At 61.3% G+C, this 22,246-nt stretch carries 19 protein-coding genes and 1 tRNA gene; 11 read left to right on the forward strand and 9 right to left on the reverse strand.

The window, feature by feature from the left end:
* The first annotated feature begins 281 nt into the window (after positions 1–281).
* Both RPMA_RS24165 and RPMA_RS24170 read left to right on the forward strand, forming a co-directional pair.
* On the forward strand, positions 282–1,886 hold the full coding sequence (locus tag RPMA_RS24165) for a tetratricopeptide repeat protein (RefSeq protein ID WP_211910193.1): 1,605 nt from the start codon (positions 282–284) through the stop codon (positions 1,884–1,886).
* 96 nt (positions 1,887–1,982) lie between these two features.
* A complete protein-coding gene (locus RPMA_RS24170) occupies positions 1,983–2,474 on the forward strand; it encodes a PaaI family thioesterase (protein ID WP_211910194.1) in 492 nt (163 codons plus the stop codon).
* A gap of 66 nt (positions 2,475–2,540) precedes the next feature.
* Here the strand turns inward: RPMA_RS24170 and RPMA_RS24175 are convergent, their stop codons facing one another.
* A complete protein-coding gene (locus tag RPMA_RS24175; protein ID WP_249225378.1) occupies positions 2,541–3,062 on the reverse strand; it encodes a Dps family protein in 522 nt (173 codons plus the stop codon).
* Positions 3,063–3,307: 245 nt separating this feature from the next.
* On the opposite strand from RPMA_RS24175, the gene RPMA_RS24180 reads away from it, so the two are divergent.
* The 4 genes from RPMA_RS24180 (at position 3,308) to RPMA_RS24195 (ending at position 9,224) form a co-directional block, all read left to right on the forward strand.
* Positions 3,308–4,003 (forward strand): class I SAM-dependent methyltransferase, encoded by a 696-nt coding sequence (locus RPMA_RS24180; RefSeq protein WP_211910195.1) that lies wholly within the window; start codon positions 3,308–3,310, stop codon positions 4,001–4,003.
* A gap of 437 nt (positions 4,004–4,440) precedes the next feature.
* A complete protein-coding gene (gene carB / locus RPMA_RS24185; RefSeq protein ID WP_211910196.1) occupies positions 4,441–7,905 on the forward strand; it encodes a carbamoyl-phosphate synthase large subunit in 3,465 nt (1,154 codons plus the stop codon).
* Between the two features lie 226 nt (positions 7,906–8,131).
* Positions 8,132–8,608 carry a transcription elongation factor GreA gene (gene greA, locus RPMA_RS24190; protein ID WP_211910197.1) on the forward strand — a complete coding sequence of 159 codons (477 nt, stop codon included), beginning with the start codon at positions 8,132–8,134 and terminating at the stop codon, positions 8,606–8,608.
* Positions 8,609–8,828: 220 nt separating this feature from the next.
* Positions 8,829–9,224 (forward strand): DoxX family protein, encoded by a 396-nt coding sequence (locus RPMA_RS24195; RefSeq protein WP_211910198.1) that lies wholly within the window; start codon positions 8,829–8,831, stop codon positions 9,222–9,224.
* A gap of 183 nt (positions 9,225–9,407) precedes the next feature.
* Here the strand turns inward: RPMA_RS24195 and RPMA_RS24200 are convergent, their stop codons facing one another.
* A complete protein-coding gene (locus RPMA_RS24200; RefSeq protein WP_211910199.1) occupies positions 9,408–9,887 on the reverse strand; it encodes an Lrp/AsnC family transcriptional regulator in 480 nt (159 codons plus the stop codon).
* A 260-nt stretch (positions 9,888–10,147) separates the two neighbouring features.
* Here RPMA_RS24200 and trxB point away from each other — a divergent pair, with 260 nt between their 5' ends.
* Both trxB and RPMA_RS24210 read left to right on the forward strand, forming a co-directional pair.
* Complete coding sequence (gene trxB / locus RPMA_RS24205; protein WP_211910200.1) at positions 10,148–11,113, forward strand: thioredoxin-disulfide reductase; 966 nt, start codon at positions 10,148–10,150, stop codon at positions 11,111–11,113.
* A 3-nt stretch (positions 11,114–11,116) separates the two neighbouring features.
* Positions 11,117–12,040, forward strand: coding sequence for a LysR family transcriptional regulator (locus RPMA_RS24210; protein ID WP_211910201.1), 924 nt, complete (start codon positions 11,117–11,119; stop codon positions 12,038–12,040).
* A gap of 343 nt (positions 12,041–12,383) precedes the next feature.
* On the opposite strand, the gene RPMA_RS24215 is transcribed toward RPMA_RS24210, so the two are convergent.
* Positions 12,384–14,807 carry a heavy metal translocating P-type ATPase gene (locus RPMA_RS24215; protein WP_211910202.1) on the reverse strand — a complete coding sequence of 808 codons (2,424 nt, stop codon included), beginning with the start codon at positions 14,805–14,807 and terminating at the stop codon, positions 12,384–12,386.
* Between RPMA_RS24215 and RPMA_RS24220 the strand changes: the two genes are divergently transcribed.
* Positions 14,806–15,081, forward strand: coding sequence for a metal-sensitive transcriptional regulator (locus tag RPMA_RS24220; RefSeq protein ID WP_211910203.1), 276 nt, complete (start codon positions 14,806–14,808; stop codon positions 15,079–15,081). The two genes, RPMA_RS24215 and RPMA_RS24220, sit on opposite strands and share 2 nt — an antisense overlap.
* Positions 15,082–15,346: 265 nt before the next feature.
* Positions 15,347–17,740 (forward strand): bifunctional diguanylate cyclase/phosphodiesterase, encoded by a 2,394-nt coding sequence (locus tag RPMA_RS24225; RefSeq protein WP_211910204.1) that lies wholly within the window; start codon positions 15,347–15,349, stop codon positions 17,738–17,740.
* An 84-nt stretch (positions 17,741–17,824) separates the two neighbouring features.
* Here the strand turns inward: RPMA_RS24225 and RPMA_RS24230 are convergent, their stop codons facing one another.
* Both RPMA_RS24230 and RPMA_RS24235 read right to left on the reverse strand, forming a co-directional pair.
* Positions 17,825–18,505 (reverse strand): ParA family protein, encoded by a 681-nt coding sequence (locus tag RPMA_RS24230; RefSeq protein ID WP_211913806.1) that lies wholly within the window; start codon positions 18,503–18,505, stop codon positions 17,825–17,827.
* Between the two features lie 208 nt (positions 18,506–18,713).
* The gene (locus tag RPMA_RS24235) at positions 18,714–19,094 is read right to left on the reverse strand and encodes a hypothetical protein (protein WP_211910205.1); all 381 of its coding nucleotides are present in this window, start codon (positions 19,092–19,094) and stop codon (positions 18,714–18,716) included.
* 562 nt (positions 19,095–19,656) lie between these two features.
* On the opposite strand from RPMA_RS24235, the gene RPMA_RS24240 reads away from it, so the two are divergent.
* Positions 19,657–20,301 (forward strand): SGNH/GDSL hydrolase family protein, encoded by a 645-nt coding sequence (locus tag RPMA_RS24240; RefSeq protein ID WP_211910206.1) that lies wholly within the window; start codon positions 19,657–19,659, stop codon positions 20,299–20,301.
* A 9-nt stretch (positions 20,302–20,310) separates the two neighbouring features.
* Here RPMA_RS24240 and RPMA_RS24245 read toward each other — a convergent pair whose 3' ends face one another.
* From RPMA_RS24245 to RPMA_RS24260, 4 genes are all read right to left on the reverse strand, one after another.
* The gene (locus RPMA_RS24245) at positions 20,311–20,535 is read right to left on the reverse strand and encodes a hypothetical protein (RefSeq protein ID WP_211910207.1); all 225 of its coding nucleotides are present in this window, start codon (positions 20,533–20,535) and stop codon (positions 20,311–20,313) included.
* A 105-nt stretch (positions 20,536–20,640) separates the two neighbouring features.
* A tRNA-His gene (locus tag RPMA_RS24250) sits at positions 20,641–20,717 on the reverse strand.
* A gap of 166 nt (positions 20,718–20,883) precedes the next feature.
* A complete protein-coding gene (locus tag RPMA_RS24255) occupies positions 20,884–21,318 on the reverse strand; it encodes a phasin (RefSeq protein ID WP_211910208.1) in 435 nt (144 codons plus the stop codon).
* A gap of 254 nt (positions 21,319–21,572) precedes the next feature.
* Entirely contained in the window at positions 21,573–21,947 is a 375-nt protein-coding gene (locus RPMA_RS24260; RefSeq protein ID WP_211910209.1) for a phasin family protein, read from the reverse strand.
* Between the last annotated feature and the right edge of the window lie 299 nt (positions 21,948–22,246).

Below are 22,246 nucleotides of genomic sequence, written 5' to 3' on the forward strand. Positions count from 1 at the left end.
ATCGTCATTCCGATGGAGACTACTCGCCTCACGCGATCGCGCGATGTTTTGCGGGATTGCTGCATCGGTGCTCGAACCGCGAGCACCGATTTTCATGCCAGCGGAGGTCTACATCCGTGTTCCAGTCCGCGCTTTCTTTTATCACCGCCGCAGTCCTGATCTTCGTTACCGCCCCGTTCGCGATCGCACAACAGGGGGGCCAATCGGGAGGCCCACCGCCACTGCTGCTCGGCCCGCCGCGCGAGACTGCCGTGCTGACGCAGGCACAACTCAGAGCCTGCATGAAGCAGGCGATCGAACTGACGGCATTCAACAGCAACATCGACCAGCTCAACACGAAATTCGAGCAAGACAGGCAGACGCTCAAGGCGCAGGGCGATGAACTGGAAGCGACGAAGCGCACCTTGAACCGATCGAACCAGAAGGCGGTCGATGAGTTCAATGCCAGGATCAACGAGTTCAATGCGGCACAAAAATCATTCAACGCATCCATCGCTGCACAGGACGCGAAGAATCGGGACGGCCGCACTTCGAGCCATGCTTTCAACACCGCTTGCGCAGGCGTGAGCTATTCAAAGGCAGATGAAGCGGTAGTGCTTGCCGACCTCGGCCTGACCGAAAATCCCATGCGCATGAGTGGCCAGGCGCGTCTGCAAAGTACCTCGTCTTGCAAGCTCGATCAGCAAACCGTCTTCGAGCGCGCTGAAAAGGCCTATTCCGCCCGCGACTATGTCACTGCTCTACGCGAGTATCTCGCGCTCGATCGATGCGGAGATGCACGCGCCCAACGCCGCATCGGCGATATGCATTATGCAGGACTTGGCGTGCCGCAAAATCTCGGCGAAGCACGCGACTGGTACCTCAAGGCAGCCAAGCAAGGACATGAGACAGCGCAATTCAATCTCGGCGTGATCTACTTCGGCGGAATGGGTGTCACGCAGGACTATGCCGAAGCCCGCAAATGGTATTCGAAGGCTGCACAACAAGGCCACGCCAATGCGCAAAATGCCCTCGGCGCCATGCTCAACGGTGGCCAGGGTGGTCCGCGTAATTCAGGCGAAGCCGCATCATGGTTTCTGAAATCCGCTGAGCAAGGTTACGCACCGGCCCAGAACAATCTCGGTATCGCCTTTGCTTCGGGCAAAGGCATGCCGCAGAATTTTGCCGAGGCCGCGAAATGGTACAAGCGCGCGGCCGAACAAAGGCTCGCGCAGGCACAGTTTCATCTCGCCGGCCTGTATCGCCGCGGTGAAGGCGTGCCGCTGGACGTGGAAGAAGCATATCGTTGGTACATGAAAGCCGCTGAACAAGGCGACGCCGAGGCCCAATACAATCTTGGCATGGTCTATCACCAAGGAACCGGCGTCACGGCCGATCCCGTCGAAGCGGTCAACTGGCTGTTCAGGGCCGCGCGACAAGGCCATGTCATCGCGCAATTCAAAATGGCCGTGACCTATATGAAACTGTCGCTCCGCGAAAAACCCGACCGGACCGACCTGGTCAAAGCGCAAATGTGGGCGACGCTGGCGGAGCGGACAGCCTGCGCCCAGGTCGGCGCATCGCAGCGAAATGCGGCCACAACATCGGCTCCGTACCAGAATGCATACCGCACTGCCTGTTCCGGCGCCCGGCAAATACGGGCTGCAGCCGCGCTGAAGATGAATCCCGCCGAAACCGCGCAGGCCGAGAAGCTGGTGCGCGAGTGGAAGGCCAATTCGGGCGACGACGCACCGCCATCGTCCGCCGCGCTGCGCGAGCCTCCGGCACCGGGCACCCTGCAGGAGCGGCTCCGCCCGCTGCCGCCGCGACCGCCGGCTCCGGCGTCGGGCGCATCGACGGGGGATGTGTTCACCATCGGCCCACCGCCAAAGCCCGCGGGCAACTAGCTTGCGCGTATCCGGCGTATCGCGGGAGAGGGCAGCGGTTGCACGACGATGACATCATTGTATGATGGGCGTCATCGATAAGATGGATATCGCCAGATGACCGATACCGCCTCACCTGCCTCGCCTTTTGGCGTCGTCTCCCCCGCCATTCTTGCCTCGATGTCCGGTCTCGATTTCGTGCGCAAGATCTTCAATGGCGAGCTGCCGCAACCGCCGATCATGGAAAATGTCGGGCCGTTCGACTCGACGGCGGAGCATGGCCATGTGGTGTTTCACAGCGTCCCGGGCATCCGACACTACAATCCGATCGGCTCGGTGCATGGTGGTTACGCGGCGACCCTGCTGGATTCTGCCATGGGTCTCGCGGTGCACACGACGTTGCCGCAGGGATCGGGCTACACCACGCTGGAATTCAAGGTCAGCTTCATTCGCGGCATGAGCGAAACGTCCGGCACGGTGCGCACCGAAGGCAAGGTACTCAATGTCGGGCGGCGCGCAGGGACGGCGGAAGCGCGGATCACAGACGACAAAGGCCGGCTGCTCGCACATGCGACGACCACGTGTCTGGTGTTTGAACTGCCGAAGTAAAGACGAAGTAGGCTCACACAAAAACGCCCGCTTCACAGCGGGCGTTTGATTGCAAAAACGGGGCGCTTACTTCTCGTTGGCGCCTTCCTGACGGCTGGCTTCGAACAGGAACCAGGTACGACGCTCGGTCTCGTCGATGTAGTTTTCCAGCAGGCTGGCGCTGGCGACATCGTCCGCGTCGTCGCAAATCTTGTGCGCCTTGCGCAATGCGGCGGCCATCTTCTTGTTGTCGTCCATCAGTTCGTGCAGCATCTCGACCGGCGGCACGTAATCTTCGTTGTTGTCCTTGACCGACTGCAGCTTGGCTATCTCGCCGATCGAATGCACCGTCCGGCCACCGATCTTGCGGACGCGCTCGGCCAGCGGATCGGTGGTCGCGAAAATCTGGTCCGCATGCTCGTCGAGCAGCAGGTGATAGTCGCGGAAATGGCGGCCCGAGATGTGCCAGTGAAAATTCTTGGTCTTCAGATAAAGTGCGAAGGCATCGGCGACCAAACCATTGAGGGCCTTGGTGACCTTCTCCACGCCATCAGCTGCAAGGTCGGTCGGGGTGTTCAGATCGGCGGCGATTTTCGATTTGGTGCTCACGAGAAATACCTTCCTGTAAACGCTGGGGTTGGCGGCTCGGCGGGTTGGGATGTTGATCAAGTGCGAATGTCTGCGACGAAGGGCCCACTGTCTTGGACGTCCGTCCTGTCACCTACTCCGCAGCGTTCAAATGGCCTTGAGACGAAAGACCGTTTCCAACTCGCCTGAAAACGCTCTAGACGGTTCAAACGCAGAATAAATGTAAGGGTTCCTCGCGCGGGAACAAGGAAGGGCTTGGCTGCCGCATGGAAGATTGGATCGATTATTACGATTCCACCCACACAATTTACGCCAGCAAATTACATCGTGACGTTCATTTCGAACTCATCGCCCGCGACATCACCGGCTACATCGCGTCGAAAGACGCCACCGTGCTCGACTATGCCTGCGGAGAGGCACTGTCCGCAGGGAGGGTCGCGGATGCCTGCGATAAACTCATCCTGGCCGAACCGGCGCCAAAAGTCCGCAGCCGCGTCGCCGCACGTTTTGCCGCGAATCCCAAGATCGCTGTGCACTCGCTCGACGAACTCCGGGACCTGCCGGCGGCCTCCCTGGATCTCGCGGTCATGAATTCGGTCGCCCAATACATGACCGCGGCCCAGCTCGAAGAGGCCTTCACCGTGATCAGGCGGCTTCTCAAGCCGGATGGCAGACTGGTTGTTGGGGACATCCTTCCGCCGCAGCTCGGCATGCTGACCGATGTGATGGCGCTGCTGCGGCTTGCCGCCAAACACGGCTTCCTGTGGGATGCATTTGTCAGCCTGGTGAAAACCGCACTGTCCGATTACCGGCAGTTAAGGACAACGCTCGGTCTGCAGCACTACGACGAGACCGATATGCTTGCTAAATTATCGGCATCAGGATACCTTGCAAGTCGCGCAAAGATGAATATCGGCCACAATCAGGCCCGTATGACATTTGTTGCCCAGCCCAACGGTTGATTTCATTTCAGCCGTTAGGATTAAGGCGTCCTTTGCGAAGCTGGTGGTAGATCAATCCGCTGTGATCGACCACAGTGAGAGCGGCCCGGTGGCGGAAATGTCTACGCGGGGGTGAGTGCATCACCTCATATCCTGGTTCAAGTCCAGGCTGGGCCTCCATCCTCCGCTCGCTACGCAAGCTTCGGCTCGGCGAGCCATATGCCCTCAATCGGCGAGCCATCTGCCCTCAAAAAGGCGGCTTCTCCACAGGCGGGCTTGCCACGCCGGAGCGCATAGCGCGAAGGCGGGATGATGGCTTTAAAAGCCTTCCCTGCCCCGATATGATGGTCTAAAGACAGCCGCGCGCGAGGATCAACTGCTGATCAGGCGCCCGGGCCCGAGGGACGCGCGTGTGCGCGCCCTTTTTTTGTGCCGATTTGTCACCACCGCGAGATGCAATGCCAAAACGCACCGACATATCCACCATCCTGATCATCGGCGCCGGTCCTATCGTGATCGGCCAGGCCTGCGAGTTCGACTATTCGGGCACGCAAGCCGTCAAGACGCTGAAGGACGAGGGCTACCGGGTCGTTCTGGTCAATTCCAATCCGGCCACGATCATGACCGATCCGGAATTGGCTGATGCAACCTACATCGAGCCGATCACACCCGAGATCGTCGCCAAGATCATCGAGAAAGAGCGCCACGTCATTCCCGGCGGCTTCGCGCTGCTGCCGACCATGGGCGGCCAGACCGCGCTGAACTGCGCGCTGTCGCTGCGCCAGCAGGGCACGCTGGAGAAATTCGACGTCGAGATGATCGGCGCCACCGCCGAGGCCATCGACAAGGCGGAAGACCGCCAGCTGTTCCGCGAGGCGATGACCAAGATCGGGCTGGAGACGCCGAAGTCGCGTCTCGCCAATGCCTCGGACCTCAAGAAGCAGTATCGCGACAAGCACAATGCCGAGCGCGAGAAGCTCTCCGGCGAAGCGCTGGCGGAGCATGAGCGCCAGTGGGTGCTGCATGAAGGCGATCGCCGCAAGCGCTACCAGGAGCATGCCCTCGGCCAGGCACTGATGGCGCTGTCCGAAATCGGCCTGCCCGCCATCATCCGTCCGTCCTTCACCATGGGCGGCACCGGCGGCGGCATTGCCTATAATCGCGAGGAGTTTTTGGACATCATCGAGCGTGGCCTCGATGCCTCTCCGACCAACGAAGTGCTGATCGAAGAATCCGTGCTCGGCTGGAAAGAGTACGAGATGGAAGTCGTCCGCGATAAGAAGGACAACTGCATCATCATCTGCTCGATCGAGAATCTCGATCCGATGGGCGTGCATACCGGCGACAGCATCACCGTCGCACCGGCGCTGACGCTCACCGACAAGGAATATCAGATCATGCGCGACGCCTCGCTGGCGGTGCTGCGCGAGATCGGCGTCGAGACCGGCGGCTCCAACGTGCAGTTCGGCGTCAACCCCGCCGACGGCCGTATGGTCGTGATCGAGATGAATCCGCGCGTATCGCGCTCCTCGGCGCTGGCGTCGAAGGCCACCGGCTTCCCGATCGCCAAGGTCGCGGCAAAGCTCGCCGTCGGCTACACGCTCGATGAAATCGCGAACGACATCACCGGCGGCGCCACCCCGGCGTCGTTCGAGCCGACCATCGACTATGTCGTCACCAAGATCCCGCGTTTCGCGTTCGAGAAATTCCCCGGCGCCTCGCGCACCCTGACCACCTCGATGAAGTCGGTGGGCGAAGTGATGGCCATCGGCCGCACCTTCCAGGAATCGCTGCAGAAGGCCCTGCGTGGTCTCGAAACCGGTCTCACCGGCCTCGACGAGATCGAGATCGAGGATCTCGGCCGCGGCGACGACAAGAATGCCATCCGCGCTGCCCTGGGCACGCCGACGCCGGACCGTATCCTGCAGGTCGGCCAGGCCATGCGCCTCGGCTGGACCGACGAGGAGATCTTCAACTCCTGCAAGATCGATCCGTGGTTCCTGGCGCAGATGCGCGGCATCGTGGATATGGAAGCCAAGGTGAAGGCCAACGGACTGCCGACCCATGCTTTTGGCATGCGCTCGCTCAAGGCCATGGGCTTCTCGGATGCGCGCCTCGCAGTGCTCGCCGGCAAGACCGATGCGGAAGTGAAGGCGCTGCGCCGATCGCTAAATGTCCGCCCGGTGTTCAAGCGCATCGACACCTGCGCGGCCGAGTTCGCCTCGCCAACCGCTTACATGTATTCGACCTACGAGTCGTCTTTCGCTGGCAACTTTGCCGATGAAAGCCAGCCGTCGGACAAGAACAAGGTCATCATCCTTGGCGGCGGTCCGAACCGTATCGGCCAGGGCATCGAGTTCGACTATTGCTGCTGCCACGCCTGCTTCGCGCTCGCCGATGCTGGCTATGAGACCATCATGGTCAACTGCAATCCGGAAACCGTGTCGACCGACTACGACACCGCGGATCGCCTCTATTTCGAACCGCTCACTGCGGAAGACGTGCTCGAAATCATCGATACCGAGCGCCAGAACGGCACGCTGCATGGCGTGATCGTGCAGTTCGGCGGCCAGACGCCGCTGAAACTCGCGCGCGCGCTGGAAGCCGCCGATGTGCCGATCCTCGGCACCTCGCCGGACGCCATCGACCTTGCCGAAGATCGCGACCGCTTCAAGCGTATCCTCGACAAGCTCAAGCTCAAGCAGCCGAAGAACGGCATCGCCTATTCGGTGGAGCAGGCCCGCCTCGTCGCCGCCGATCTCGGCCTGCCGCTGGTGGTGCGCCCGTCCTACGTGCTGGGCGGCCGCGCAATGCAGATCATCCGCGAGGAAAGCCAGCTCGGCGACTACCTGCTCGGCACCCTGCCCGAACTGGTGCCCGGCGACGTCAAGGCCCGCTATCCCAACGACAAGACCGGCCAGATCAACACGGTGCTCGGCACCAATCCGCTGCTGTTTGATCGCTATCTGTCGGATGCCATCGAAGTCGATGTCGATTGCCTGTGCGACGGTACCGACACGTTTGTCGTTGGCATCATGGAGCATATCGAAGAAGCCGGCATTCACTCCGGCGACTCCGCCTGCTCGCTGCCGCCGCATTCGCTCGATGACACGATGATCGCCGAACTCGAACGCCAGACCCGCGAAATGGCACTCGGGCTCGACGTGGTCGGCCTGATGAACGTGCAGTTCGCCATCAAGGACGGCGAAGTCTATGTGCTCGAAGTCAATCCGCGCGCCTCGCGCACGGTGCCCTTCGTCGCCAAGGTGATGGGCATGCCGGTCGCCAAGATCGCCGCGCGCATCATGGCCGGCGAGAAGCTCGCGGACTTCAATCTGAAGAAGCGCAAGCTCAACCATGTCGGCGTGAAGGAATCGGTTTTCCCGTTCGCGCGTTTCCCCGGCGTCGATACCGTGCTCGGCCCGGAGATGCGCTCGACCGGCGAAGTGATGGGCATCGACTCGTCGTTCGAGATTGCATTCGCCAAGAGCCAGCTCGGCGGCGGCACGCGCGTGCCGCGCAAGGGCACGGTCTTCGTGTCGGTGCGCGAAAGCGACAAGACCCGCATCCTCGATGCCGTGAAGCTGCTCGCATCGAGCGGCTTCAAGATCGTCGCCACCGGCGGCACCCAGCGCTTCCTGGTCGATAACGGCGTACAGGCCGAGAAGATCAACAAGGTGCTGGAAGGTCGCCCGCATATCGTGGACGCCATCACCAATGGCGAGATCCAGCTGGTACTGAACACCACCGACGGACCGCAGGCACTGGCCGACAGCCGCTCGCTGCGGCGGGCTGCCCTCTTGCATAAAGTACCGTATTACACCACACTTTCAGGGGCTGTGGCGGCTGCGCAGGGTGTCCGTGCCAATCTGGACGGCGACCTTGAGGTTCGCACATTGCAGAGTTACTTTTCCGAAGCCTGACCTCACAGCCTGATCCGGGATTGCCCGGCAATCCGTATGGAGGTTGGTCAAGAACGGGGCATGACCGGAACCAGCCGGTCATGGAGCTGTTCTGTTTCGGCGCCTGAATCCTGCATCTGCGCCGGCTGCAACGCACAGCCCCGCAATCCCCTGCAGGCCGATTTCACGGACTGAGGAGTTTCGTCGCACGCGTGAGCGTGCGGCATGACGTTAAAGGACGAAGAGAATGGTTGAGAAGGTCCCGATGACCGCCAGCGGTTTTGCTGCCCTCGAAGTGGAGCTGAAAGAGCGCCAGACGGTGCACCGTCCGCGCATCATCGAGCAGATTGCCGAAGCGCGCTCCCATGGCGACCTCTCCGAAAACGCCGAGTATCATGCGGCGAAGGAAGAGCAGTCGCATAACGAAGGCCGCATCAGTGAGATCGAAGACAAGCTCGCGCGCGCCGACATCATCGATATCAGCAAGCTCTCGGGCGACACGATCAAGTTCGGCGCCACCGTGACGCTGATCGACGAGGACACCGAGAAGAAGACCGTGTGGCAGATCGTCGGCGAGCCCGAGGCTGACGCCAAGAACGGCCGTATCTCGATCACCTCGCCGCTGGCGCGTGCGCTGATCGGCAAGAGCAAGGGCACCTCCGTCGAGGTGGTCGCTCCGGGCGGCTCCAAGGCTTATGAAATCACCAAGGTGGAGTGGCGCTGATCGCGCGTCGGCCTGACTATACTTCGGGATAGAGCCAAAAGCCGCGCTGACAGCGCGGCTTTTTTGTTGCGGCGGATAGCCCCCGCGACCGATGCTGGTGCGGCCGGCACACAAAGTTGGAATAATTCTTGCGATCACGGGGTTTCTCACACGAGCGTGACCGGCATCCTGCAATGCAGGAGTGCTATGAGCGATACGTCATCACAGGGGGACTAATGACATGGACGCTACTATCTCGAAATTTCAGCCTTACGCACTCAGCCTGATGCGCTTCATGATCGGCCTGGTACTGCTGCAATACGGCATCGCCAAACTGTTTAAGTTTCCGGCCGGCACGATGTTCGACAAGGTCACGATCAGTTCGCTGCCGGGCATCGCAGGCTGCATCGAACTGGTATTCGGCGCACTGCTGCTCATCGGTCTCTTCACCCGACCGGTTGCCTTCGTCCTGTCGGGACTGATGGCTTGCGCCTATTTCATTGGTCACTCGGGCAAGGCTTTCTTCCCGCTGCTCAATGGCGGCACGCTGGCTATCGCGCTGTGCTTCGTTTGCCTTTACATCGCCACAGCTGGCGGTGGCCCGATCAGCGCCGATGCAGCAATGAAGAAGAACTGAGGTCTTTCTTATCCCTCCCCCTTGTGGGGAGGGTGGCCGGCCCACTTGGGCCGGTCGGGTGGGGGTAGCCCCACGTGACGTCAGAGTGTGGGAAACACCCCACCCGTCTCGAAGCTCGCTGAACGCTCGCTTCGATCCACCCTCCCCGCCGCGCGGCTTCGCCGCTTGGGGGAGGGAAAAGAACTAATCCGCGTCTTTCAATTCCAGCGGCACGGCCGCATCATATTTCGAATTGTGCAGCACCAGCGATGTCCTGACATTGCGCACATGGGGCGCTGCGGTGAGCTGGCTGACAAAGACCTGGAACGTTGCCATGTCCGGCGCCACGCATTTCAGGATGAAGTCGATCTCGCCGGACAGCATCCAGCACTCGCGCACCAGCGGCTCCTTGCGGACGAAATCCTCGAATGCCTTGAGATCGGCATCGGCCTGGCTCGCCAAATGCACGGATGCGAATACCGTGACATCGAAACCGAGCTTTCGCGGATCGAGCAGACCACGATAGCCCTGGATGTAGCCGGCCTCTTCCAGCGCGCGCACGCGACGCAAGCAGGGCGGCGGCGAGATCCCCACGCGCTTGGCGAGTTCCACATTGGTGATTCGGCCATCGGCCTGAATCTCGGCAAGAATTTTGAGGTCGATCTCGTCTAGGCTTTTCGGCACGCGGCGCGGATCCTGCTGGTATTCGGAGCAAGTGGACGCATCTGTTTAGCCGGGAGCATCGACTTGCGCAATTTTATTGCGCGTGCATTGCAGAAATTAAGCCTTCGCGGGGGAAAATCTGACGGCGTGAATTGCAATTCTTGCATAGCTCACCAGATATTCTAGAATTCCTACCAACAACTTCGTGCCCGGAGCGACGCAATCGCCGGCACATTTCGCAATCAGCACTGACCAATTTCCCTGCGGAGAGGGACTCGACCATGGCCGCCTCGATTCATGCCAAAGTCGTCATCATCGGCTCCGGCCCGGCCGGTTACACTGCCGCCATCTACGCCGCCCGCGCCATGCTGGAGCCGGTCCTGATCCAGGGCATCCAGCCCGGCGGCCAGCTCACCATCACCACCGACGTCGAGAACTATCCGGGCTTCGCGGATGTGGTTCAGGGCCCGTGGCTGATGGAGCAGATGGAGAAGCAGGCACAGCATGTCGGCACCAAGATCGTCACCGATCTCGTCACCGACCTTGATCTGTCGCAGCGCCCGTTCCGCCTGACCTGCGATTCCGGCGACGTTTATATCGCCGAGACCGTGATCCTCGCCACCGGCGCCCAGGCGCGCTGGCTCGGCCTGCCATCGGAAGATGCGTTCCAGGGCGGTGGCGTCTCGGCCTGCGCCACCTGTGACGGCTTCTTCTATCGCGGCAAGGAAGTGATCGTGGTCGGCGGTGGAAATACCGCCGTCGAGGAAGCGCTGTTCCTGACCAATTTCGCCTCGCAAGTCACCATCGTGCATCGCCGCGACCACTTCCGCGCCGAGCGCATCCTGCAGGACCGCCTGTTCAAGCATCCGAAGATCAAGGTGGTGTGGGACAGCGCCATCGATGAAATCTGCGGCACGCAGGGACCGGCCAAGGTCACCCATGTCCGCCTGAAGAACGTCAAGACCGGCGCGACAACGGATGTGCCCGCCGACGGCGTGTTCATCGCCATCGGCCATGCCCCGGCGACCGAACTCGTCAAGGGCCAGCTGAAGCTGAAGCCGTCCGGCTATGTCGAAGTCGCTGCGAATTCGACCGCGACGTCGGTGCCGGGCGTATTTGCCGCCGGGGACGTCGCCGACGAAACCTATCGCCAGGCGGTCACCGCCGCCGGCATGGGCTGCATGGCCGCGCTTGAAGCCGAACGCTATCTCGCAGCTCACGCTCACGACCGCGCAGCGGCCGAGTAAACAATGCCACGAACCCGCAACGGATCTAGCGACATGGACTGGGATAAGCTGAAGGTGTTTCACGCGGCTGCCGAAGCGGGGAGCTTCACGCATGCGGGCGAGCAACTCGGATTGTCGCAATCGGCGGTCTCCCGCCAGGTCAGCGCGCTGGAGCAGGAACTCGCCGTCTCGCTGTTCCATCGCCATGCCCGCGGCCTGATCCTCACCGAGCAGGGCGACCTGCTGTTCCGCACCGCCCATGACGTGTTCATGCAGCTGCAGGCGGCGCGCGCCAAGCTGACCGACAGCCGCGAGCGGCCGAGCGGCGACCTCAAGGTCACCACCACCCCCGGCGTCGGCATCAACTGGCTGATTCCCCGCCTCGGCGAATTCACAGCGCTCTATCCGGAAATCCGCATCTCGCTGATCGTCACCGACGAGGAACTCGACCTCTCGATGCGCGAGGCCGATGTCGCGATCCGCACCCGCAAACCGACCCAACCGGACCTGATCCAGCGCAAGCTGTTCGCCATGGGCTTCCACGCCTACTGCTCGCCGGAATACATCAAGCATTTCGGCACGCCGCGGACGCTCGACGAACTCGATGGCCACCGCATCATCATGCTGAGCGATGCGCAGGTGTCACCGCACCTGCAGAACCGCAGCTGGTTGATCGATGCCGGCCGCAACGGCAATGGCCCGCGCGAGGCGTATTTCAAGGTCAACAACATCCTGGGTCTGATGCGCGCCTGCCAGCAGGGTCTCGGCATCGCAGCATTGCCGGACTATCTGGTGGAAGAGAACGATCGCCTGGTCCAGCTCTTCAGCGAGTCGGATTCGATCCAACTCGACACGTATTTTGTCTATCCGGAAGAGCTGAAGACCGTCGCCCGCGTCCAGGTATTCCGCGACTTCATCGTCAGCAAAGCGCAGCGCTGGCCGTCATAACCCGCAAATTCAGCGGTCAGGCATGCAAACGCTATCGGCATGTCTGACATGACAAGTCATGCGTTGCTGCGGGGCCGCCGCGGGGATCATACTAATCAAACGCTGAGGCTCGCGCCGCGCATTTGTCCCCCTCCTCCAGTGGAGCGGGTCTCAGTTATCCCTCTTGGAAGGTGATTGTGTCGGCCTCTCGAGGCCAATACCTCAGAGCCGGGCTCGGTCGAGTCCGGCTTTTTTTTTGCGTTCTCGTAGCCCGGATGGAGCGCAGCGCAATCCGGGGACCGGCGTTTCAGCGATCTCTGTTGTTCCCGCATTACGCTGCGCTTCATGCGGGCTACGGTCGGCCCTAGTCCAACTTCACCTTCGCCAAACGCAGCGCGTTGCCAATCACACTGACCGACGACAGCGCCATCGCTGCCGCGCCGATCATCGGCGACAGCAGGATGCCGAATACCGGATACAGGACACCTGCCGCAATCGGCACACCGGCAGCATTGTAGACGAATGCAAAAGTCAGGTTCTGTCTGATGTTGCGCATCGTTGCCTGCGACAGATGCCGTGCACGCACGAGACCCGCGAGATCACCGGTGAGCAGCGTGACGCCGGCACTTTCGATGGCGACGTCAGTGCCGGTCCCCATAGCGATGCCGACATCGGCGGCGGCCAGCGCTGGCGCATCGTTGACGCCATCGCCGACCATGGCGACGCAACGCCCCGCATTGCGCAGTCGGGTCACGACATCGCTCTTGCGCTCGGGCAACACACCGGCCTCGACCTCATCGATGCCGAGCGTCTTTGCCACCGCACTCGCCGTCGTCTCATTGTCGCCCGTGAGCATGACGACGCGCAGGCCTTCGGCGCGCAGCCTGTCGAGCGCCTGCTTCGCGGACGGTTTCACCGGATCGGCGATCGCCATCACGCCTGCTACCGCATCATCGATCGCAACGAAGATCGCGGTCGCGCCCTGCTGACGCGCAGCTTCGGCAACATCGTCACAGCGACTGGTATCAACGCCGAGTTCGCCCATCAGCATCGCATTTCCGAGCGCAACACGCTTGCCGTCGATGACGCCTGACGCGCCCTTGCCGGATCGTGACGCGAAGTCGGCAACATCTTTCAGAGCGATCTCGCGCTGTTTGGCGGCTGTCACGATCGCCTGCGCCAACGGATGTTCACTCGCCCGCTCGACACTGGCGGCGTATTGCAGAAGCGTGGCTTCATCTACACCATCCACCGGCGTGGTGGCCACCAACGTCGGCTTGCCTTCGGTCAGCGTTCCGGTCTTGTCGATCACGACAGTGTCGATGCTTTCCAGCCGCTCGAGCGCTTCGGCATCGCGCACCAGAATGCCAGCCTGCGCGCCGCGGCCCACGCCGACCATGATCGACATCGGCGTGGCGAGACCCAGTGCGCATGGGCACGCGATGATGAGCACGGTCACGGCCGCGACGAGTGCGTAAGTCAGGCGCGGCTCCGGCCCGACCATCGCCCACACGGCGAAAGCCAGGAAGGCGGCCGCAAGCACCAGCGGCACGAACCAGCCGGCAACACGATCGGCAAGCCGCTGGATCGGCGCGCGCGAACGCTGCGCCTTGGCGACCATGTCGACGATGCGCGACAGCATCGTATCGCGACCGACCTTGTCAGCCTTGAAGACGAGACCACCGCTTTGATTGACCGTGCCGCCGATAACGCGATCGCCCTTCTGCTTGGTGACGGGCATGGACTCCCCGGTCACCATGGATTCATCAACGGACGAGCGGCCATCGCGGACGACACCATCGACCGGGATCTTCTCGCCCGGCCGCACGCGCAGCACATCGCCGATACGGATGTCGTCGAATGAAATATCCTCATCGCCGGACGGCCCGATGCGGCGTGCAGACTTCGGCGCGAGGCCGAGCAGCGCACGGATCGCGCCCGAGGTCTGGTTGCGCGCGCGCAGTTCGAGCACCTGGCCCAGCAAGACCAGAACGGTGATGACCGCGGCCGCCTCGAAATAGACCGCGACGGCGCCGTGATGATCGCGGAATGCCACCGGGAAAACATTGGGGACCAGCGTCGCGACGACGCTGTAGATCCACGCCACACCGGTGCCCATGGCAATCAGCGTAAACATATTGAGATTGCCGGACACGACAGAACGCCAGCCGCGCACGAAGAACGGCGCGCCGGCCCACAGCACCACCGGCGTCGCAAGGACAAACGAAATCCAGTTTGATGTCGCTTGCGGCACGAGTTGCATCAGGCCGAGATGGCTGCCCATCTCCAGCACGAATACCGGCAATGTCAGCGCCAGCGCGATCCAGAACCGTCGCGTCATCTCGATCAGTTCCGGATCCGGGCCGTCATCGAGCGAGACGGTCTCAGGCTCGAGAGCCATGCCGCAGATCGGGCACGTACCCGGCCCTTCCTGACGGACCTCGGGATCCATCGGGCAGATATAGATCGTGCCCGGCGGCATCGGCGGCGCAGGTTCGCGCGGCTTGAGGAAGCTTTCGGGATCGGCAGAAAAACGCTTGCGGCAGCGCGCACCGCAGAAGAAGTATTCCTGCCCGTTGTAGGAAAACCGCTGCTTGGCCGTGGCGGGATCGACCGTCATGCCGCACACGACATCGAGCACCTTCTCCGGCGCAGCCGGCGTGTGATTGCCATGCGAACAGCATGAGCCGTGCTTGTGGTCGTGCCCCCCATGTGCGTGCGCATGCGTCGTTTCGGTCACGTCTTCGCCTCTTGAAACAGATACCCTATGGGGGTATATGAGCCGCATGCGCCAAGAGATCAAGACGTCCTGTTTAAAACGCCTCAAACGGATCGAGGGGCAGGTGCGCGGCCTTGCCGGTATGGTCGAGGACGATCGCTATTGCATTGATGTGGTCACGCAGATCGCGGCGGCACGGGCAGCGCTCCGGCGCGTGGAAGAAGAGATCCTGCGCGATCACGTCGCGCATTGCGTCGAGCACGCGATTTCGGCCGGCGACAAAGACGACCAGCGGCGCAAGATTTCGGAATTGATGGATGTGATCAGCCGCGTCGATCGGTAATGCGTGACAGCTCGTAATCATGCACTTGCCGCTACGGTTGACGCCGGGTTACGATTTTTACGCGACAAGGGTGCGGAGCCGACACCTGCACACGCAGAGATCAGCATAAACCGCGTACGCATTGCGATTTTACGTCCGGTACGCGAACGAATGTCAATCGGCGGACATTCGACACACATCGGTACCTATCGCGGTATTTACGTGTCCTTACAGAGTTACAACTAGCGTTTCCGCAGCTCAATTTTTCCACCTGCGGTACGCGTTCATGCTCACCATCTATAACTGCATCGCCAACGCCCATGATTTCAGGCTCGTTGGCCTCGCAGCCGTCATCTGCACGATCGCGTCCCTCTCCGCCGTCAATCTGCTCCGCCACGCGCGCAATGCCGAGCGCCAGATGCGCATCGTGTGGCTCGCGGTTTCTGCCGTCGCCACTGGCTTCGGGATCTGGGCCACGCATTTCGTCGCGATGCTGGCCTTCGAACCAGGCATGCCGAGCGGCTACAATATCGTCCTCACCATCACATCGCTGGTCGCTGCAATTCTCCTTACGGGCGCTGGCCTTGCCGTTGCCTTGATCCCGAACTGGCGTCCCGCTCCGTGGATCGGTGGCGCCATCGTCGCTGGCGGCATCGCCGCGATGCATTACACCGGCATGGCCGCGTTCGAATTGCAGGCGACGATCCAGTGGGATGTCGCCCTGGTCACCACGTCGATCGTGATCGGCGCTGCGCTCGGCGCTTTTGCGTTGCCGGTCGGCCTGTACAGCGACAAGCAATCCTGGCGTGTCGGTGGCGCGCTGCTGCTCACCCTCGCCATCTGCAGTCATCATTTCACGGCGATGAGCGCCGTCACGATCGTGCCAGATCCGACCATCGCCGTGTCACCGATGTCGATCCCCACAGGCTGGCTCGCCTTTGGTGTCACCTTCATCAGCTTCGGCATCATCGGCATCGCGCTTGTCGCAACCGTCCTGGACATCCGTGACCGACGTCGTTCGGACCTCGAAGCGGACCGCATGCTCGGCCTCGCCAATGCGGCGATCGAAGGTCTTCTCGTCTGTGATGGCGAAACCATCGTCACCGCCAATACAAGCTTCGCCGGCCTTGTCGGTGCATCCGCCGAGAGCTTTGCCGGCGAAAGCCTGGCCGAATGCTTCCCGGATGACATGTCGCGCTCAAAATTGCTCGCGCATCCCAATCTTCCGACCGAAGCGCTGCTGAAGACGCGCAACGGCGACGATATTCCCGTTGAGTTGATCCTCCGGCAGATCGATTTCGCCGGCCGGCCGCATCAGGTCATTGCAGTTCGCGACCTGCGTGCACGCAAGGAAGCTGAACAACACATCCGCTATCTCGCACATCACGATCCGCTTACGGGCTTGCCCAATCGCAGCCACTTCAACGATCGCGTCGATGCCGAAATCGCGAACCTGAAGAACGGCCGCAAGCACGCCGTACTATGCCTCGATCTCGACCGCTTCAAGGAAGTCAACGACTTGTTCGGCCATGCCGCCGGCGACAAAGTCTTGCAGACCATTGCGGCCCGCGTTGGTTCCCTGCTTGCTCCCGGTCAAATCATGGCCCGCCTGGGCGGCGACGAGTTTGCGATCCTGCTTACCAATATCCGGAGCCATACCGCCGCCGAGACCATGGCGAAGCAGATCCTGGATGTTCTACGCGCGCGTGACGATGCGTCGGAACTTGGCAGCGTCTCGACCAGCATCGGCATCACCATCTATCCCGATGACGCCGTCGATCGGGAGGCCCTGCTGGCCCATGCCGACACCGCGCTCTATCGCGCCAAGGGAGATGGACGGGCGACCTATCGCTTCTATGAGACCGGTATGGGCGACGCCGTTCGCGATCGCCGCATGCTGGAACACGATCTGCGCCACGCGGTTGCGGACGAGCAGCTGATGCTGGTGTATCAGCCGCAGGAAGGCGTGCAGCATGGCAGCGTCGTCGGCTTTGAAGCACTGCTGCGCTGGACGCATCCAACGCGCGGCGCCATATCGCCAGCCATCTTCATTCCCATCGCGGAAGAGACCGGAGCCATCCTCGAGATCGGCACGTGGGTGATGCGCACGGCCTGCGCGGAAGCAGCCACCTGGAAGCAACCACTGACCATCGCGGTCAATGTTTCGGCGGTGCAGATCTACCACGACGATTTCGTGCCGATGGTGCACCAGATCCTGCTCGAAACAGGCCTGCCGCCGGCACGACTGGAGCTCGAAATTACCGAGACCGCGCTGATCCGCGATTTGAACCGGGCGCTGACAGCGCTACGGCGCGTCAAGGCGCTCGGCGTCCGCATCGCCATGGATGATTTCGGCACGGGCTATTCATCGCTATCCAATCTGCGCGCCTTCCCGTTCGACAAGATCAAGATCGATGGTTCGTTCATCAAGTCGGTCAATAGCAATGGTCAGGCCGCCACGATCGTGCGTGCCGTCGTCGGCCTCGGCCGCGGGCTGGGATTGCCGGTGCTGGCCGAAGGCGTCGAGACCGAGGCCGAGCTACAATTCCTTCACGATGAAAAATGCGACGAGGTGCAGGGCTATCTGCTGGGCAGGCCGGCGCCGATCGAAAACTTCACGCATGTGACGGAAGGCCTGCCGCTGCCAAAATCTACCGTGGTCGATACCAAGGTCGCGTAAGCAGCACGGGCAGACGCTTCCTCCAGACAGCAAAAAACGCGCGAAAGACCGCGCGTTTTTCTGAGGCCGCTCGTCTTGTAACGATTAAGCCGCCTGTTTGTGCATCGCGCCGTTGGCCGAAGCCTGACCGCGAATGGCCTTGATCGAACGCTCGATCGCCGCCCAGAGCTTGCCGATTTCGCCAGCTGCACGACCGTCTGCAGAATATTCGCGAGCGCCTTCACCTTCAGCGAGCGCGAGCAGAAGATCCGCACGGTTGGTGATCTGCCCCGACCACACCGGCGCCTTGAACTTGGCGAGTGCTTCACGGGCGAGCGACACGATACGGCTTTCGGAATCATCGCGGCGCGCAGGTGCCCCGTTGATGACGACAGCGTAAGGCTTGCGAGCAGAACGACAGGACTGGATCGTCGCCTGCACGGCATCGACGTCGAACACGCCGGGACGGGCAGGAATGATCACCATCGTTGCATTCTTGATGGCGTCATCAACAACAGCCGACGTATTCGGCGGTGTGTCGATGAAAACCCATTCGATGCCATCGCGCTTGGCGGCGGCAATCATTTCGGTCACGCTGCGGTTGGCGACCTTCAATGCCGGTTCATTTGTTCCGCGAAGCTTGTGCCACAGCGTGAGCGAGCCTTGTGGGTCAGCATCGATGAGCAGGCATGGTTTTGTCGGTTTGTGAACTTGGGCAGCCAGATGAGCCGCAAGTGTGCTCTTACCTGACCCGCCTTTACGCGAAGCGAAAACTATGACGTTCATATGTTGGCCTCCAGATTGACCTCGCGCGCGAAAATGAATCAGTCCGCTGATTCGTGAAAGGTTAATTTTGAACACACGCGCAGATATGTGCCTGAATTTTCTGAAAAGTTGGCTTTTGAGTCACAGCGTGCGCCGCAACAGCCAAAAAATGAGTCACTTGTAGTACGTTTGCAGCCACAATGTCGCAGCGAACTATCAATTCGACTTGTTACTTGCCGCGATGAGGCTTTTCTGTGGCAGACGGAGGCTGCGCAAGCGTAGCTGCGCGTTTTGCCGCGCGTACGGCCTGACGCTCCATCCACTTTCGCTCCATCCAGCCCAGGAATTGCGCGACCGGTTTCTGTAGTAGCGGGATGTCCTGCGCGATCAGGATGAGTCCGAGCGGCAACATCCAGAGACCGAGGATGGGCAGAAAGCTCAGGATGCCGCCGATGATCAGCAAGATCGCGAGTGGAAAACGGACCAAACGCGACGAAGGCCTGCGCAGCCAGGTGACGAAGCGCGCCGGCCCGGCTGGTAGTTTTGTTTCGAACCAGACGAAGTGCCGATCGATTTCGGCCTTGTAATCGACAGATGTGCGCGTATCCAAAAAACGACTCCTCGTCGCAAGGAGATGTTGCGGCTCCCTGCTTCACCCAACGTGTCAGTTTGTCACGGGTTCACTTTTTCGTCGCAATCATTCAATGACGCGCTAGCTGTTCCGTGCGGCCTTTTTTGCCTTGCGCGCTTTGCTCGCCGGCTTGCGCAAGCTGGCCGGCACAGGCTTGGCAACCGGCCCGCGGAAGAATTGCGCACAGCCTGGGCTGAGCAGCGCCCGCTTCTGCACCATGCAAGCGGTGACGCGATCGACGTCAGGGATATCCGAACTACACAGCCGGAAAGCATCTCCTGTGCAAAGGGACTGTTGTTCAGCCGTATAGGACTGAGCGTGGGCTGCGCCTGCCCCGGCAACCAGCGCGACGAACAGTAGCACGAACCTCGAACTCACCGACATCGACGTCCCCCCATCTTGATTGTTGTGGGTCAAGTGTCGGAGAACAGGACAGACTTGGCAAGCGACCCGTTGCCACGCGACGAAGCTGGCAACAATACGCACTGGATGGGAATGGTTTTCGGACGATGACACGCTTCAACGATATGGCGCCACGCGCATGAACTGGGTTCGCATCGGCATCGTCGCCTCGCTTCTCCTCTGCGTGTGGATCGCCTGGCCAAAAGGAGACCGCAGCACGCCGCCGCGTCCGCTGCTGATCAAGTCGGCGCTGAAGCAGGCTGACGACCCGATCGTCATCCTCGGCGACAGCATCGTGCGGCAGGCCAACCTGCCGCGCACGATCTGCAAGCGCACGGTCGTCAATGCGGGCATCGACGGCTCGACCGCAACGAGCGGTCTCGACGGCATGCTGAAAAAGGCGATCGGCGACAAGAAGGCGGCGATGATCGTGGTATCCCTCGGCACCAATGATGCTGAAGAAGTCGTCAGCGCCGACACGTTCCGTGGCAACTACACAAAATTGCTGTCAGCGCTCGCGTCCATGACGCCACGGCTGGGAGTTACCACCGTGACGCCGCTCGAGGCCGGCCCCGATGTCGGCCATCGCACTCAACGCACCATCGACAGTTACAACTCAGAACTCGCGAGCGTTGCCCGCACGACCGACGCTCGCCTGATTTCGATTCCGCCGATGCCTGCAGGCTCCACCAGGGACGGCGTTCATCTCAGCCAGAATGGTTATGCAATCTGGACCAGCGCGATCCAGAGCGGCATCGAGGCTGCACTCTGCCCCGGCACCTGACGGCTTCCGTCAGGCCTCGTTGACGCCGACACCGCGCGCATCCAGCGCGCGCTGTCCCTTCGCCGTCACTTCGAATTTCGGATCGGGCTCGGCCTTGCCGGTGGCGGCCACGAGGCCCTGGGCGATCAGGGCATCGACCACGGCTTGCTTGTCGGGATCGAGGTCGAAGCCCGCGGCGCGTGCGATATCGCACATCACGGCAATTCCGGTGTCGCTGATCTCGGCTTCTCGCATGGCCACCTCCCTTTATGTGGGATGGCAACGTCACGGTTACAGCGCTTGTTCCACGGTATTTGCTACGCGGATACCAACAATATCAAGATAAGTGATTGATTTGCTTGGTACAGTTGGGTGGGCTCGAACCACCGACCTCCTGTTCCACAGACAGGCGCTCTAACCAACTGAGCTACAACTGCATCCTTCAGCGGCCCCGGCAGGCGGGGCGGCGAACGGGGCGGAAACTAGGTGCAACGCCTCTTTTTGGCAAGGCCGTGAATGCACCCAAATCACGGATTTCTCGGGTAAAAACAAAAGCCCGGGTCACAAGACCCGGGCTTTCGGTGGTCAGAGAGCTCCGGCCGCTCAGGCGGCGGGCTGGAACAGCTTGTTGGCGCCCGTCTTGATCGGCTCAGCGGTCTCGGCGGCGATCTTCTGGCTGAGCTCGGCAAGCTGCTTCGACTGGCCGGTGAAAGCCTCGAACTGGCTCTTGGCAAAGCCAGACCACAGCTCCATCGCCTGCGCAGGCGACGTGACGCCGATCAGCGACTGGGCGAAATCGAAGCCGGCATTGGTGTTGGTCTTGGCGATGTCGAGCAGCGTGGACGAGACTTCGGTCGCGCCCTTGGTCGCGGTGTTGAACACGGCTTCCACGGTGCTGTTGTGGGTCTCTGCTGCATCTTTCAGCTTCGCATAGCCTTCACGGGCCTGCGTCACGCCCTTTTCGGCGAACGCACGGACCTGCTCCGGGAGCTGGAACGGGATAACGGAAGATGAGAACGGGTCGGTATGGTCGGCCATGACGTGCATCCTTCGTAAGCAATGGGAAAATGGGAGATCGCTGGTCGCGACGGCATCGTTGCCGTAGATCGACCTGCGGAAAGCATCGCGGTGCGCCGGCCTGTAACCGGCACGCGATCTTGCTTACAGCAATATCATGTCGAATTTGTGCGACGCAATAGAATATTGCAACGCAAAATAACATAGGTGGTCAGAATTGTACGCGCGGTCGTCATGGAACGACCGCGCATTCAACCGCCGATTGCTTTCGCGGCTCAGGATTTCGGCTTCGCGGCGTCCATGGCAGCGCGGCTGACGATCTGGCCCATTTCGCTCGCCTGCTCGGCCAGCGACTTCATTTGAGACTGCACATATGCGCTGTGCAGCCGCATCACATCGGCAAGATCCTTCGCATGCAGCAACTGCTGGGCGTAATCGAGCGACGCTGCAACATTCTTTTCGGCAAAACCTATTGCCCGAGCACTGACATCCTTGGCGCCGGCGCGGACGGTCTCACTGCGGTCCTCAAGTGAAGACGCCGTCGTGTGTGCGCTGGCCATGAACTTCTCGAAGGTCTGCCGGGCTTGATCGAAGCTGGCCTCGGCCATCGCACGCATTTCTTTCGGAAATTCGAACTTGTTGTCGGTCATGTCCCTCTCCCTGGTCACGACGGGGCATCGCCGCCCCGCCTTCGTGCACCCGTTTGCAGCCTAGCCATGCTTGGCATCGCCGGTGTGACGCGGGATGCGCATGGGCCCGTCCATCGTGGACCTTTGACATGGTTTTGCAACATTCAACGCCGGCCTGCGGCGATTGGTTCGTCCCTGCGACGAACCATGCCCCGACAATTAACGTTATCGCCGCTTAGGTCTGTGTGCAGTGTCCGCAGCCGTGGACCTCGGCGTCCCCACGCGCGATACTAACGAAGTATTAAGCATGTCGCCGATTG

The sequence above is a fragment of the Tardiphaga alba genome (assembly GCF_018279705.1).
Classification (GTDB): Bacteria; Pseudomonadota; Alphaproteobacteria; order Rhizobiales; family Xanthobacteraceae; genus Tardiphaga; species Tardiphaga alba.